The 13,437-nt window shown below is 68.5% G+C and carries 15 protein-coding genes and 1 pseudogene; 14 read left to right on the top strand and 2 right to left on the bottom strand.

Annotation, left to right across the window (positions count from 1 at the left end; genetic code table 11):
• Positions 1 to 15: 15 nt before the first annotated feature.
• The 11 genes and pseudogenes from rpsF to JOE48_RS21085 all read left to right on the top strand — a co-directional run bounded on the left by rpsF (position 16) and on the right by JOE48_RS21085 (position 9,230).
• Positions 16 to 480 (top strand): 30S ribosomal protein S6, encoded by a 465-nt coding sequence (rpsF, locus tag JOE48_RS21140; protein WP_210032655.1) that lies wholly within the window; start codon positions 16 to 18, stop codon positions 478 to 480.
• Positions 481 to 483: 3 nt separating this feature from the next.
• A complete protein-coding gene (gene rpsR, locus JOE48_RS21135; protein ID WP_091712669.1) occupies positions 484 to 741 on the top strand; it encodes a 30S ribosomal protein S18 in 258 nt (85 codons plus the stop codon).
• Between the two features lie 128 nt (positions 742 to 869).
• On the top strand, positions 870 to 1,886 hold the full coding sequence (locus JOE48_RS21130; RefSeq protein ID WP_210032653.1) for a hypothetical protein: 1,017 nt from the start codon (positions 870 to 872) through the stop codon (positions 1,884 to 1,886).
• Positions 1,887 to 1,927: 41 nt separating this feature from the next.
• Complete coding sequence (gene rplI / locus JOE48_RS21125; protein WP_192706596.1) at positions 1,928 to 2,500, top strand: 50S ribosomal protein L9; 573 nt, start codon at positions 1,928 to 1,930, stop codon at positions 2,498 to 2,500.
• Between the two features lie 317 nt (positions 2,501 to 2,817).
• Positions 2,818 to 4,305, top strand: a complete 1,488-nt coding sequence (locus tag JOE48_RS21120) for a replicative DNA helicase (RefSeq protein ID WP_210032651.1) — start codon at positions 2,818 to 2,820, stop codon at positions 4,303 to 4,305.
• Between the two features lie 19 nt (positions 4,306 to 4,324).
• Positions 4,325 to 4,828 (top strand): annotated as a pseudogene (locus JOE48_RS30455) (DUF29 domain-containing protein).
• Between the two features lie 70 nt (positions 4,829 to 4,898).
• The gene (locus JOE48_RS21105; protein ID WP_210032647.1) at positions 4,899 to 5,348 is read left to right on the top strand and encodes a cupin domain-containing protein; all 450 of its coding nucleotides are present in this window, start codon (positions 4,899 to 4,901) and stop codon (positions 5,346 to 5,348) included.
• A 9-nt stretch (positions 5,349 to 5,357) separates the two neighbouring features.
• On the top strand, positions 5,358 to 6,260 hold the full coding sequence (locus tag JOE48_RS21100) for an SMP-30/gluconolactonase/LRE family protein (protein WP_210032646.1): 903 nt from the start codon (positions 5,358 to 5,360) through the stop codon (positions 6,258 to 6,260).
• Complete coding sequence (locus tag JOE48_RS21095) at positions 6,257 to 7,156, top strand: VOC family protein (protein ID WP_210032645.1); 900 nt, start codon at positions 6,257 to 6,259, stop codon at positions 7,154 to 7,156. The genes JOE48_RS21100 and JOE48_RS21095 overlap by 4 nt, the downstream gene beginning before the upstream one ends.
• 80 nt (positions 7,157 to 7,236) lie before the next feature.
• A complete protein-coding gene (lgt, locus tag JOE48_RS21090; RefSeq protein WP_210032644.1) occupies positions 7,237 to 8,145 on the top strand; it encodes a prolipoprotein diacylglyceryl transferase in 909 nt (302 codons plus the stop codon).
• A complete protein-coding gene (locus JOE48_RS21085) occupies positions 8,142 to 9,230 on the top strand; it encodes an SAM-dependent methyltransferase (RefSeq protein ID WP_210032643.1) in 1,089 nt (362 codons plus the stop codon). Before lgt ends, JOE48_RS21085 begins: the two co-directional genes overlap by 4 nt.
• Before the next feature lie 25 nt (positions 9,231 to 9,255).
• On the opposite strand, the gene JOE48_RS21080 is transcribed toward JOE48_RS21085, so the two are convergent.
• A complete protein-coding gene (locus tag JOE48_RS21080) occupies positions 9,256 to 9,453 on the bottom strand; it encodes a fibronectin-attachment protein (FAP) (protein ID WP_210032642.1) in 198 nt (65 codons plus the stop codon).
• Between the two features lie 147 nt (positions 9,454 to 9,600).
• On the opposite strand from JOE48_RS21080, the gene pgeF reads away from it, so the two are divergent.
• The 3 genes from pgeF (at position 9,601) to JOE48_RS21065 (ending at position 12,477) form a co-directional block, all read left to right on the top strand.
• On the top strand, positions 9,601 to 10,371 hold the full coding sequence (pgeF, locus tag JOE48_RS21075) for a peptidoglycan editing factor PgeF (protein ID WP_210035950.1): 771 nt from the start codon (positions 9,601 to 9,603) through the stop codon (positions 10,369 to 10,371).
• Positions 10,372 to 10,642: 271 nt separating this feature from the next.
• The gene (locus JOE48_RS21070; protein ID WP_210032640.1) at positions 10,643 to 11,494 is read left to right on the top strand and encodes an outer membrane protein; all 852 of its coding nucleotides are present in this window, start codon (positions 10,643 to 10,645) and stop codon (positions 11,492 to 11,494) included.
• A gap of 206 nt (positions 11,495 to 11,700) precedes the next feature.
• Positions 11,701 to 12,477, top strand: coding sequence for a DUF2076 domain-containing protein (locus JOE48_RS21065; RefSeq protein ID WP_210032639.1), 777 nt, complete (start codon positions 11,701 to 11,703; stop codon positions 12,475 to 12,477).
• A 94-nt stretch (positions 12,478 to 12,571) separates the two neighbouring features.
• Here JOE48_RS21065 and JOE48_RS21060 read toward each other — a convergent pair whose 3' ends face one another.
• Positions 12,572 to 13,402 carry a L,D-transpeptidase gene (locus JOE48_RS21060; RefSeq protein WP_210035948.1) on the bottom strand — a complete coding sequence of 277 codons (831 nt, stop codon included), beginning with the start codon at positions 13,400 to 13,402 and terminating at the stop codon, positions 12,572 to 12,574.
• Positions 13,403 to 13,437 lie beyond the last annotated feature (35 nt).

Genomic DNA, 13,437 nt, shown 5'->3' with positions numbered 1-13,437 from the left:
ACGAAAGGCCCGACAATGCCTCTCTACGAGCATGTGCTCTTGGCCCGCCAGGACGTGACGTCCCAGCAGGTCGAGACGATGATCGACACCTACAAGGGTGTGATCGAGCAGAACGGTGGCCGTCTCGAGAAGATCGAGATGTGGGGCGTGAAGTCCCTCGCCTACCGGATCAAGAAGAACCGCAAGGCGCATTTCGCGCTCCTCAACATCGACGCCCCGCCGGCCGCCATCGCCGAGATGGAGCGCCAGATGCAGATCTCCGAAGACGTCCTGCGCTTCATGACCGTCCGGGTCGAGGAGCTCGATCAGGAGCCGTCCGCCATGATGCAGAAGCGCGACCGCGACGACCGCAAGGATCGTGAGCGCGGCCGTCGTCGCGACGACGAGGGCTTCGGCGGTGGCGGCGGCTTCGGTGGCGACCGGGGTGACCGGGGCGATCGAGGTGATCGCGGCGAGCGCAGCTTCGGCGGGGAGGGCTAAGCCATGGCATTCGGTGCTGGTGCGGGTGCGGGCGGCGGACGCCGTCCCTTCTTCCGTCGTCGCAAGACCTGCCCGTTCTCTGGCGCGAACGCGCCGAAGATCGACTACAAGGACGTCAAGCTCCTGTCCCGCTACGTGTCCGAGCGCGGCAAGATCGTGCCGTCGCGGATCACCGCGGTCTCGGCCAAGAAGCAGCGTGAACTCGCCCAGGCGATCAAGCGCGCCCGCTTCCTCGGCCTGCTGCCCTACGTGATCAAGTAGGCCATCGACACCCGCCGGCCCGGGCCAGCCCGGGCCGGTTCCTCGCAGAGGGCGGCTCGCGCCGCCCGATCGTTGGGGCGCATCGCCGCCCCTAACCCTGCCGCAGCGGCAGCGGGACAGCGGAATTCATGGCACAGCATATCGGCATCGGTATCGGCGCGGGCCTCGTCTCGGCACTCCTGTTCGGGGTGCTCCTGAAGGCGACGCCGCTGGCGATCCTGCTCTACCTCGTGGCGCCGCTGCCGATCCTGATCGTCGGACTGGGCTGGAGCCACAAGGCCGCCCTCGCGGCGGTCGCGACCGGAAGCCTCGCGCTCGTCCTGCTGATCGCGCCCTTCATGGGCCTGGCCTTCGGCGCCTATATCGCCCTGCCGGCGTGGTGGCTCGCCTATCTGACCCTGCTGGGTCGCGAGACGCCGAACGGCCTCGAATGGTATCCGACCGGCCGCCTGCTCGGCTGGATCGCGGCCACGGCCGCCCTCGCCTTCATCGCCATCGCGGTCCTGTCCTCGCCGAACCACGCGGCCTTCGATGCGCAGTTGCGCGGGCTCGCCAACACGTTGGTGCAGGCCCGGATGCCGGACGCCCCGTCCGATTCGGACAAGACCCGCGATGCCGGGCGGGCGTCCGAGACCGGGGACACCGCTGCCGATCCGAAGGCGGCACCGGACGCGGACCCGGCCGACGTGACGCGGACCGAATTGGCCGACGCGCTGGCGCGGGTGGTACCGGCCTTCGCGGCGAACGGTCTGGCTCTGCTGCTCGCCTTCTATCTTTGGGCCTCCGCCCGGATCGTCAAGATCTCGGGACGCCTGCCGCGGCCCTGGCCGGACATCCCGTCAACCGCCATGCCGCGTGCGACGCTGGTGACGCTCGCGGTCGCGGTGCTGATGTGCTTCGCCCCCGGCTATGTCGGCGTGCTCGGCGTCGCGCTGGTCGGCGCGTTCAGCGCCGCCTTCTCGCTCCAGGGGCTCGCCGCCTTCCACGACCGCTCGCGCGGCCGCCCGGGGCGCGGGCTGATGCTGTTCGGCATGTACCTGACCCTGTTCGTGACCCAGGGCATCGCCCTGGTGGCACTCACCCTGTTCGGCCTCGCCGACACTGCCCTCGACCGCCGTCGTCCGAAGGACAGTCCGGCGCCGTGAGACCTCGGCCCCAGCGGCCGACAACCTGAAGGAGAAAGACCATGGAAGTGATCCTGCTCGAGCGCGTGGCCAAGCTCGGCCAGATGGGCGAGACTGTGAACGTCCGCCCGGGCTTCGCCCGCAACTTCCTGCTCGCCCGCGGCAAGGCCCTGCGCGCGACGGAAGCCAACAAGAAGCACTTCGAGGGCCAGCGCGCCCAGCTCGAAGCCCGCAACCTCGATCGCAAGAAGGACGCCGAGGCGGTGGCCGAGAAGCTGAACGGCCAGAGCTTCATCCTGATCCGCCAGTCGGGCGAGACCGGCGTGCTCTACGGCTCCGTCTCGACTCGCGACCTCGCCGAGGTCGTCGCGAAGGATGGCTTCACGGTCGAGCGCGGCCAATTCACCCTGAACCAGCCGATCAAGACGCTGGGCCTCCACAAGGTCCCGGTGGTGCTGCACCCCGAGGTCGAGGTCGAGATCACCGTCAACGTCGCCCGCAGCCCCGAGGAAGCCGAGCGTCAGGCCCGCGGTGAGTCGGTCACCGAGCGTGAGGCATTCAACCTCGACGACCTCGGCCTCGAAGTCGGTGCGGCGCTGGCCGATGCCGGCGAGGGCGCCGACGATCGCGGCTGATTCCTGTCGCGGCACCGACCGGCCTCGCAGTCGGCCGGAGCCGCGGCTGGGACCGAGCGTCGAGCCGTTCTGCCGCGGGTCGGCGGCGCCTGTATACCGGTGAACATCGGGGATCGTCCTCCCCAAGGCTTGACACGTTCCAGTTTTGTTCCAGCATGAACGCCCGCCGCTTGCAAGAGTCGGCGGGCGTTCGCTTGTCCGGGATCGGCCCCGGTAAATGCAGCGTCGGCTAGGCTTCGGTAACCATACCGCGGCCAAGGTCGTGCGGTGTGATCCTGGTGCGCCCGCCGCGGCGCCTGATACGGAGTCGTCCGCCGATGGCCCTGCCCAATGCGCTCACGGCCAAGCTCGAAGCGGTCCAGGCCGAGTACCGCGTCGCCCCGCACAACATCGACGCGGAGCAGGCGTTGCTGGGCGCGATCCTGGTGAACAACGATGCCTATTACCGGGTGTCGGACTTTCTGCTCGCCGAGCACTTCATGGAGGATGCCCACCAGCAGATCTTCACGGTGGCGGCCTCGCTGATCCGGGCCGGTAAGCTCGCGACGCCGATCACCATGAAGACCTATCTGGGCGACGCCGATTTCGGCGGCCAGACGGTCATGCAATACCTCGCCCGGCTCGCCGCCGATGCCACCACGGTGATCAACGCCGGCGATTACGGCCGCACGATCTACGATCTCGCCATCCGCCGCCGGCTGATCACCATCGGCGAGGATCTGGTCAACGGCGCCTACGAGGCGCCGGTGGAGCAGGCTCCTCGGGACCAGATCGAGGAGACCGAGCGCCGCCTCTACGAACTGGCCGAGGCCGGACGCTACGACGGCGGCTTCCAGAAGTTCTCGGACGCCCTCACCGCCGCCGTCGACATGGCCGCCAAGGCCTACCAGCGCGACGGCAAGCTCTCGGGCATCGCCACCGGCCTGAGCGATCTCGACGCCAAGATGGGCGGCCTGCAGCCCTCCGACCTAATCATCCTCGCGGGGCGCCCGGCCATGGGCAAGACCTCGCTGGTGACCAACATCGCCTTCAACATCGCCAAGGCGTATCGCGGCGAGAAGCAGCCGGACGGCACGACCAAGACCGTGAACGGCGGCATCGTCGGGTTCTTCTCCCTCGAGATGTCGGCCGAGCAGCTGGCGACCCGTATCATCGCCGAGCAGTCGGGCGTGCCCTCCTACAAGATCCGCCGCGGCGACATCCGTCCGGAGGATTTCTACAAGATCACCGACGCCGCCCGCGATATGCAGACGATCCCGTTCTATATCGACCAGAGCGGCGGCATCTCGATCGCCCAGCTCTCCGCACGCGCCCGACGCCTCAAGCGCCAGAAGGGCCTCGACCTGCTGATCGTCGATTACCTGCAGCTGCTCTCTGGCTCGGGCAAGCGCAGCGACAACCGCGTGCAGGAGATGACCGAGATCACCACCGGCATGAAGGCGCTGGCCAAGGAGCTGGCGGTGCCGATTATCGGCCTGTCGCAGCTCTCCCGTCAGGTCGAGAATCGCGACGACAAGCGTCCCCAGCTTTCGGACCTGCGCGAATCGGGCTCGATCGAGCAGGACGCCGACGTGGTGATGTTCGTGTTCCGCGAGGAATATTACGTCGGTAACAAGAAGCCGCGCGAAGGGACGGAAGAGTTCTTCGCCTGGGAAGCCGAGATGCAGCGCGTCCACGGCAAGGCCGAGGTGATCCTCGGCAAGCAGCGCCACGGCCCGACCGGCACGGTGGAGCTGCAGTTCGACGCCAACATCACCCGGTTCTCGAACCTCGCACAGACCGATCGGATTCCCGAGCAGATGTGATCCGCTTAGCACGCCCTGAATGGGGTGCGCGGAGGCGGCCGTGACCGGTCGCAAGCGTGCGCCGCACGGATCGGGCGCCACGGACTACGATGAGGAAGGCGACGCCTGGTCTCAGGGGCAGGCGCGCTTCCTGCGGGCGGAGGCTTGGTCGCGACTCGATATCGAGCATCTTGCGGATGAGATCGCCGACGTGGGTCGCAGCGAGCGTCATGCGCTGACCAGCGCGCTGAGCGTGGTACGACCTCATCTGCTCAAACGGGATCATCAGCCCACACGTCGGATCCCGAATTGAGTCACGTCGACACGGACCCGGCGCCCTATCGTCCAAGATCGTCTGAAAGACAGTCCCAGCCTGCGATCACGGATTCGCCGACTCATTGCCCGGGCCTTTCACCGTGCGCGAAGTGTGGCCGCGGGCGAAACTGGACTCGACGCGGCGGCTTTTCCGGAGGATTGCCCGGCTGCTTGGGACTTGATCATGACCCGGCCGATCCCCTGGCCCGAGGGTTCCGGATTGTCCTGATTGCAGGCCGCGAACCATCGCCGGATCCACTCGTTGTGCGAGGATCAAGATCTCCGCCGCAGGAGCGACGATGAGCGAGCCGACCCCTCCGACGATGCCGTACTGGCACGTCTACACCGACGCAGAGGGGATGAGCCGCCAGGAGCTTTTCCACCTGGAACGCTTCAAGTTCGAGGGGATCAACCCCGAGACCGCGCCCCAGTGGAACGACAAGATGGCCCCGGCGCAGTCGATCGTGACCTTCACGGTTCTGCCGGTGGGGTGGGTCGGCGAGTGGCACGAGAACCCCCGCCCGCAATGGATCGCGATCCTTTCCGGACGCTGGTTCGTGGAAACCATGGACGGCCATCGGGTCGAGATGGGCCCCGGCGAGCTGATGATGGGCGAGGACCAGAACACGAAGGAACAGGGCGGAAGAAAGGGCCATCTGTCCGGCACGGTCGGCGACGAGCCCTGCACGATGATCGTGACCGGCCTTCAGGTGGAGCCGACCGTGAACCAGCCGGGCCGGTTCAAGTAGGGACCGGCCATGGACGGCTTCGAACTCACGCAGCCGCGCTTCAGGGCCTACGTTCTGCCGAATGCGCCCTTGCAGAAACTGGCCGAGGGGTTCCGATGGACCGAAGGTCCCGTCTGGTTCGGTGACCGGGATGAGCTGCTGTTCTCGGATCTGCCCAACAACCGGGTGATGCGCTGGGCGGAAGATGCAGGCCTCAGCGTCTACCGGGAGGCGAGCGACTTCGAGAACGGTCACGCCCGCGACCGGCAGGGGCGGATGCTGTCGTGCTCGCATCGCGGCCGGCGCATCCACCGGACCGAGCTCGACGGCCGCATCACCAGCTTGGTCGAGCGCTACCGGGGGCGGCGGCTGAATTCGCCCAACGACATCGTCTGCAAGTCCGACGGCACGGTCTGGTTCACCGACCCACCCTACGGCATCCAGACCGACTACGAGGGCGGCAAGCAAGAATCGGAGCTGCCCGCCGCCATCTACCGCTTCGACCCGCGCGACGGCTCGCTGCGGGTGGTGGCCGACGATTTTCAGGGGCCGAACGGGCTCTGTTTCTCGCCGGACGAGCGCAAGCTCTACATCGTCGAGACTGGCCTCCAGTTCGACCCCGAACCGCTCCAGCACGTTCGGGTGTTCGACGTTGCCGAGGACGGCAGACTGTCTGGAGGCGCGGTGTTCTGCACGATCCATCCGGGCAATGCAGACGGGATCCGCTGCGACGAGCACGGCAATCTCTGGTCGAGCGCCGGGGACGGGGTGCACTGCATCGACCCCGGAGGCGAATTGGTCGGCAAGATCCTGGTGCCCACAACCGTGGCAAACCTGACCTTTGGCGGACGAAACGACAGCCGCCTGTTCCTCTGCGCGTCGCACACGCTCTACGCGATCTACGTGAACGTGCGCGGAGCGCCTTTGCTGTGAGCGGCGTACGGGCGATCGTCGGCTTCAGCCGCACCGTCTCGGATCTCTCGGTCACCGAGGCGTTCTACCGCGACGGACTTGGCTTCGTGCGGATCGCCCCGCCGGAACCCGTGCCGGCCGCGCAAGCGGAGGTGATGGGGCTTACGGACCGTCGCGCGACGCAGTTGCGCATGCAGCTCGGCGCCCAGACCGTGACCTTCCTGGTGCTCGATCCGCCCGGCGCGCCCTACCCGGCCGATCCTGCGGCGACGGACGCGTTCTTCCAGCACCTCGCAATCCCGGTTCGCGACATGGCGGCCGCGATGGCGCAGCTGGCGCGACTCGCCCCCACACCCATCAGCCGCGGTGGGCCGCAGCGCCTTCCGGCATCCACAGGAAGCGTGACCGCCTACAAATTCCGCGATCCCGATGGGCATCCGCTGGAGTTGATCGTCTTTCCCGGTGGCCCGCCCGCCGCGCGCTGGCGCGACGCGCCGGGCCTGTTTCTGGGCATCGATCATTCGGCGATCACCGTCACCGGCCTCGACGCCACCCTGGCTTTCCTGACCGGGTCGCTCGGCCTGACGGTGGCGGCGCGCGGCTTGAATCAGGGTCCGGAGCAGGCGCGCCTCGACGGGCTTGAGGATCCGCAGGTCGACGTGATCGCGCTGGAACCGCCGGCCTCAGAACCGCACGTGGAGTTGCTCCACTATCGCCGGCCTCCCGTCATCGCGCGGGGGCGGGGCGCCGGTCCAGGCGACCGAGCCGCGACCCGCTACGTTTTCTCCGCGGCCGATCTGCCGGGGCTGTCGCGACGACTGCGCGCGTCCGGACTTGCGCCGCAGGCTTCCGCCGACGGCTCGACCGTGTATTGCGCCGGGCCGGACGGACACGGCTTCTTGTTCGTGCCGGCCTGAGGGCACCTGTCCGATCAGCTCCTGCGCAGGCTTGACGCCTCGCCCCTTCGGCGTCCAATCCGGCCGCTCCGGAGGTGAGATTGATGCCGCTCCTCGCCCTGCCCTTTCCGGCCATCGATCCGGTGGCGCTCGCGATCGGGCCGATCACGATCAAATGGTACGCGCTCGCCTACATCGCCGGCCTGATCGGCGGCTGGTACTATGCGCGCCGCCTCGTGATGGCCGACAGCCTCTGGGGCGTGGTGAAGCGCCCGCAGGTCGTCGACATCGACGACCTCGTCGTCTGGGTGGCGCTGGGCGTCGTGCTGGGCGGCCGGATCGGCTACGTGCTGTTCTACAACCTGCCGATGTATATCGCCGACCCGATCGAGATCCTGGCGATCCGCAACGGCGGGATGTCGTTTCACGGCGGCTTCATCGGCGCGATCCTGGCCTTCCTGCTGTTCGCCCGCGCCAAGAAGCTCAACGGCTACACGCTGCTCGACATCGGCGCCGTGGTCGTGCCGATCGGGCTGTTCTTCGGCCGCATCGCCAATTTCGTGAATGGCGAGCTCTGGGGCCGTGTCGCGACCGATTTTCCCTACGCGGTCGTGTTCCCCAGCGGCGGTCCCCTGCCCCGTCATCCGAGCCAGCTCTACGAGGCGGCGACCGAAGGGCTGCTGCTGTTCATCGTCATGGCGATCGCCGTGCACCGGTTCGGCTTCCGCAAGCCCGGCCTGCTCGGCGGCATCTTCGTCCTCGGCTACGCCCTGGCCCGGACCTTCTGCGAGTTCTTCCGCGAGCCGGATCGCCAGCTCGGCTTCCTGTTCGGCGATCATCTCGGCCCGATGGGCGGCGGCGTGACCATGGGCATGCTCCTGTGCGTGCCGATGATGATCGTCGGGCTGACCTATATCGTGCTGGCCGCCACCGGCCGGACACGCCCGCGCCACCCGGTCGATGGGCTCGCCGCCGCCGAGGAGGCGCCGAAGGCGCCCGTGGAAGCGTGACGCCCCTCGGGGCCGAGATCGCCGCGCTGATCCGGCAGAACGGGCCGATCGGCGTCGATCGCTACATGGCGCTGTGCCTCGGCCATCCGGTCCACGGCTATTATCGCACCCGCGATCCCCTCGGCGCGCAGGGAGACTTCACGACGGCGCCCGAGATCAGCCAGATGTTCGGCGAGCTGATCGGCGCCTGGACGGCCTATGTCCACGGGCTGATGGGTCAGCCGGACCCGCTCGTCCTGATCGAACTCGGCCCAGGCCGCGGCACGCTGTTGGCCGATGCCTTGCGGACCTTGCGGGCCGCAAGTCCGGATGTGCGGGTCACGCCGCACCTCGTCGAAATGAGCCCGATCTTGCGCGCCGTGCAGGAGCGCAACCTCGCTGGCACCGGCGCGATCTGGCACGCAGAGATCGAGACGCTGCCTCCAGGCCCGGCGATCCTGCTCGCCAACGAATTCTTCGACTGCCTCCCGGTCCGCCAGTTCGAGCGCCGGCCGACCGGTTGGCACGAGCGGCAGGTCGGCCTGGGGCCGCAGGGCATGTTCGTCTTCGGCCTCGCGCCGGAGCCGACCCCGGGCCTCGACGCCGACGGGCCAGACGGGGCGTTGCTCAGCGTGCCGACAGCTGGTCTCGCGGCGATGCGGGCGCTGGCGCAACGGTTCACTGCATCGGGAGGCGCTCTGCTCGCCGTCGATTACGGCCATGTCCGACCTGGCTTCGGCGACACCCTGCAGGCGGTGGCGGGCCACCGTTTCGCGGATCCGCTGGCTGCCCCTGGGGAAGCGGACCTGACCCATCACGTCGATTTCGCGGCGTTGGCCCGGGCGGCAAGCAGCCAGGGCGCGCAGGTCCATGGACCTGTCGATCAGCGGGATTTCCTGTTCGCCCTGGGCCTGAGCGCCCGCGCCGAACGGCTGAAGACCCGCGCGACGGATGCCCAGTCCGCCGAGATCGACCGGGCGGTCACTCGGCTGACAGACTCTGGCGAGCGCGGGATGGGCTCTCTGTTCAAGGTTCTGGCGGTGAGCGGCCCGACATCGGGGCCGCTCCCTGGCTTTCCCGATGCCGGATCGTCGGCAACCGTTTGATGGCCGTCCTGGCGACCGCGGAGGATCAGCCGAAGGAGCCGAACCCTGAATCCGTCTGGCTGGGCGCCCGCGGGGTCGGCGGTGCAGGCGGGTTCGGATCGTTCGGGTCGAAGGCAGCGGGTTCGCCCGTGACCGGAGGTGCGGGCGTTGTCGGGATCCGGGGCTCCTCGGCCTCCGGCTTGGTCGTTTCAATCAGGGCGTCGGTCTCGATCCATTGGGCCATTGCGATCCTTCTCGGAATGAAGCCGTCCGCGGCTCCATACTGCATTGCAACAAGAATCTGACGCCTGAGCGACATCGTCAAGGGGCGGCCCTTGCGGTATCGGAGCGCGACAGGGAAACCGGAATGGGAGCGGGCGTGACTTCAGGCATGTTGATCGAAGCGCCGCAGCTCTCCGCGCATCCGAACCTTCGGCACGCGTTCTTCACCCGCCAGGGCGGCGTATCGGAGGACATCTACGCCTCCCTGAACGGCGGTCTCGGGTCGCGGGACGATCCGGAGCGCGTCGCTGCGAACCGAGCGCAGATGTGCGCCCAGCTCGGCCTTCCGCCGGACAGGCTCGTAAGCCTGTACCAGGTCCATTCCGCCGAAGTGGTGACCGTCGAGGCGCCGTTCGCGGCGGCGATGCGTCCCAAGGCCGACGCCATGGTGACGCGCGTACCGGGGCTGGCCCTCGGCATCGCCACCGCCGATTGCGGGCCGATCCTCTTTGCCGATGCCGAGAACGGGGTGGTGGGGGCGGCGCATGCCGGGTGGAAGGGCGCGCTCACCGGGGTGATCGACGCGACGGTGGGGGCCATGGAGGCGCTGGGTGCGCGACGGAACAGGATCGTGGCGGTGCTCGGCCCGACGATCAGCCAAGCGTCGTACGAGGTCGGTCCCGATTTCGTCGCACGGTTCCGGACGGAAGCGCCCGGCATGGAGCAGTTTCTCGGCACCGCGACTCGGCCCGACCACGCACAATTCGACCTGCCGGGTTTCATCCTGGCGCGGCTGGCTAAAGCCGGAATCGACGAAGCGACGTCGCTCGGCCTCTGCACGTATGCCGACCCGCACCGCTTCTACAGCTACCGGCGCACCACGCATCGCGGCGAAGCGGATTACGGGCGCCTAATCTCGGCCATCGCGCTCGTGCCCTGAAACCGAAACGCCCACCCGAAAACAGGGTGCGACAATCTGCCGACCTGGCGCTCGGAAAAAAGCGTAGCCGGAAGCGAACCTTGGCCGTTCGAGCGCGTTAGGGGATCAAGGTGCCGGGGAAAAACGGCGGGTTGCCTTAAGGGGCCGCGAACAGCGGTCGGCGACACCGCGGAGCGCAAAGCAGCCCTGGAACCGCTGGAAGACAACCAGATCCGCGCTCTGCGCCAGTCCGGACAACGGGCGGTGCGGAACCACCAGTGAGGACCAGATCATGAAATCCGTGCTCCGTCTGTCCACCGCCCTCGCGGGCGTCGCGCTCGCCGGCTCCGCTTTCGCCGCTGACCTGCCGCGCCGCGCTGCGCCGCCGCCGGTGTTCACCCCCGTCCCGGTCTTCACCTGGACCGGCGCCTATTTCGGTATCAACGCCGGCTACGCCTTCGACGCCAGCAGCCGCTCCAACAACTCGACCTTCGTCATCCCGGGCGGCGTCGGCCTGACCACCGGCCCGGCCGCGGTCGCCACCTTCCGCAACCGCAGCCAGGACGGCTTCACGGGCGGCGCGCAGATCGGCTACAACTACCAGTTCACCCCGGGCTCGGGCGTGGTGATCGGCATCGAGGCCGACGCCCAGTACCTCGATTTCGGCCGCAACCGGAACAACGCCTTCGTCACTGGCGGCGCGATCGCACCGGGCCTGATCCTCAACGACCCGCGCGGCCTGGCCAGCCTCGACTACTTCGGTACCGTGCGCGGCCGCCTCGGCTACGCCTTCGACCGCACCCTCGTGTACGGCACCGGCGGCTTCGCCTACGGCTCGGGCAGCGCTGACCGCTCGTTCGGCGGTTTTGCCGGCAACGACAGCTTCCGCACCGGCTACGCCGTCGGCGGCGGCATCGAGTACGCCCTGCCCACCGACTCGTTCCTGAACTTCTTCCGCTCGTCCGCCGTGACGCTGAAGGTGGAAGGCCTGTACGTGAACCTCGACCGCGGCACCCGCAACCAGGGCGTCCTGCTCGTCAACGCCGCCAATCTCGCGCCGGTCTACACCACCGGCATCGGCCGCCGCGACGACGAGTTCGCCGTGGTCCGCGCCGGCCTGAACTACAAGTTCGGCTCGTACTAAGAGGCTGCGGCGGCCCGGCTCCAGTCGGGCCGGCCCAACCGATCGAGCGAGGAGAAGCCCGGCCGAGAGGTCGGGCTTTTCGCATTCAGTCTTCGGACGAATGAAGTTTTCGCCATCGCCCCTGACAAAGCGTCGCCGCGCACCCATGTCGTGTCTGCCATGCGGCGCGTTCGAGCCCGCGGGTGAGATTCGAGGAGGACGACTCCATGAACAGCGAAGAACGCGACGTCATATCGGGCATCTTCCAGCGGCTGGAACAGGCGCAGACCCAGCCCCGCGACGCGGAGGCCGAGCGCTTCATCGCCGACAAGCTCCGCACGCAGCCCTACGCACCCTACGCGATGGCGCAGCTGATCTACGTGCAGGAAGAGGCGATCAAGAGCTTGAACCAGCAGCTCGAGCAGGCGCGCCGACAGGGCGAGCAGGCGCAGTCCTCCGGTGGCGGCGGCTTCCTGTCGAGCATCTTCGGCGGAGGCGGCAGCCAACGCCAGGAGCCGCAGCAGCAGCCGGGCTACGGCCAGCAGCGGCCGGCGGGCCAGCCCTGGGGGAATCCGGGGGCGCCTCCGCAAGGCTATCCCCAGCAAGGCTATCCCCAGCAGGGCTACCCGCAGCAGGGCAACCCGCAGCAGCAGGGCGGTCCGTGGGCCGGCCAGCCCCAGGCTCCGGCGCGTGGCGGCGGCTTCCTGGCGAACGCCCTGCCGATGGCCGCGGGCGCGGCGGGCGGCATGCTGCTCGGCAGCGCCCTGTCGAATGCCTTCGCGGGCGGCCATTCGAGCCTTGGCAGCGCCGCGGCTGCGGGCCTCGGGGGTGGTGGCGAGACGATCGTCAACAACTACTACGGCGACGGCGGCAACCAGGATCTCGGCTCGGCGCTCGACAACAGTGGGGGCGATCTCGGCGGCTTCCAGGATGCAGGCTTCAGCGATCCGGGCGGTGATCTCGGCGGTGATCTCGGCGGCGGCGACGACAGCGACTGGACCTGATCGTTCCGTTGCCCAGTGAGGTGGATTGGCCCGGTCGTGTTCAGGCACGGCCGGGCCTTTCTGTATCCGCTCACCGTCGGAACCGAGCCGACAGTCAGAGAACCTCGACGCGCGTGCCGACCGGGACGCGTTCGTACAGATCGATGACGTCGTCGTTCATCATCCGGATGCAGCCCGACGAGACCGACTGCCCGATCGTGTTGGGCTCGTTGGTGCCATGGATGCGGTAGAGCGAGGAGCCGAGATAGAGCGCCCGCGCACCGAGCGGGTTCTCGGGGCCCCCCGCCATGTGGCGCGGCAGATCGGGGCGGCGGGCCAGCATCTCGGACGGCGGGATCCAATCCGGCCACTCGGCCTTGCGGCTGACGGTCTTGAGCCCGGACCAGGCGAAGCCGGGACGGCCGACGCCGATGCCATAGCGCAGCGCCCGCTGGCCGGCCTGAACCAGGTACAGGTGCCTCCCGGCGGTGTCGATCACGATGGTCCCCGGCCGCTGCGATCCCGCGAACGGTACCTCCTGGCGCTGGTATTCCGGCGCGACCGCGCGGGCGATTCGGCTCGGATCCGGCTGAGATGCGCCGTAGATTCCGGCAGCGACGGCGCCCGCAGGAGCGGCTCCGTAGGGTCGGGACGGCACGGCATTAACCGGGGCGACGTCCGGCTCGGCGGGCAGCAGGTCGCCGGAATAGGCCGCGACGCGCTGAGGGGTCGCGATGGGTTGGGGAGCACGCATCGGTTGCGAGGTGGCGTAGCGCTGCGGCGCGCTCCGGACGCCGCCCGCGCTGCCGGTGACCAGATATTCGATGAGGCCGCCGCCGTAATTGCTGCCGCCTTCCGCGTAGCGCGCCTGCTGCGCCTGGACGGGCGCGCACCACACCAGGGCGGCAACGCTCGCCCACACACCCAGATGGACTGATCCCCGTATCATCGCACGCTCCCGCACCGGGGCTGCACATCCCG

The sequence above is a fragment of the Methylobacterium sp. PvR107 genome, assembly GCF_017833295.1.
Lineage (GTDB): Bacteria > Pseudomonadota > Alphaproteobacteria > Rhizobiales > Beijerinckiaceae > Methylobacterium.
This window is presented reverse-complemented; position numbering and strand designations above follow the sequence as displayed.

Bases quoted from the DNA above. Each gene is read 5' to 3' on its own strand.
- rplI (WP_192706596.1), top strand. From the start codon at position 1,928: ATGGAAGTGATCCTGCTCGAGCGCGTGGCCAAGCTCGGCCAGATGGGC.
- JOE48_RS21120 (WP_210032651.1), top strand. From the start codon at position 2,818: ATGGCCCTGCCCAATGCGCTCACGGCCAAGCTCGAAGCGGTCCAGGCC.
- pgeF (WP_210035950.1), top strand. From the start codon at position 9,601: ATGTTGATCGAAGCGCCGCAGCTCTCCGCGCATCCGAACCTTCGGCAC.
- JOE48_RS21065 (WP_210032639.1), top strand. From the start codon at position 11,701: ATGAACAGCGAAGAACGCGACGTCATATCGGGCATCTTCCAGCGGCTG.
- rpsR (WP_091712669.1), top strand. From the start codon at position 484: ATGGCATTCGGTGCTGGTGCGGGTGCGGGCGGCGGACGCCGTCCCTTC.
- JOE48_RS21105 (WP_210032647.1), top strand. From the start codon at position 4,899: ATGAGCGAGCCGACCCCTCCGACGATGCCGTACTGGCACGTCTACACC.
- JOE48_RS21070 (WP_210032640.1), top strand. From the start codon at position 10,643: ATGAAATCCGTGCTCCGTCTGTCCACCGCCCTCGCGGGCGTCGCGCTC.
- JOE48_RS21130 (WP_210032653.1), top strand. From the start codon at position 870: ATGGCACAGCATATCGGCATCGGTATCGGCGCGGGCCTCGTCTCGGCA.
- rpsF (WP_210032655.1), top strand. From the start codon at position 16: ATGCCTCTCTACGAGCATGTGCTCTTGGCCCGCCAGGACGTGACGTCC.
- JOE48_RS21100 (WP_210032646.1), top strand. From the start codon at position 5,358: ATGGACGGCTTCGAACTCACGCAGCCGCGCTTCAGGGCCTACGTTCTG.
- JOE48_RS21080 (WP_210032642.1), bottom strand. From the start codon at position 9,453: ATGGCCCAATGGATCGAGACCGACGCCCTGATTGAAACGACCAAGCCG.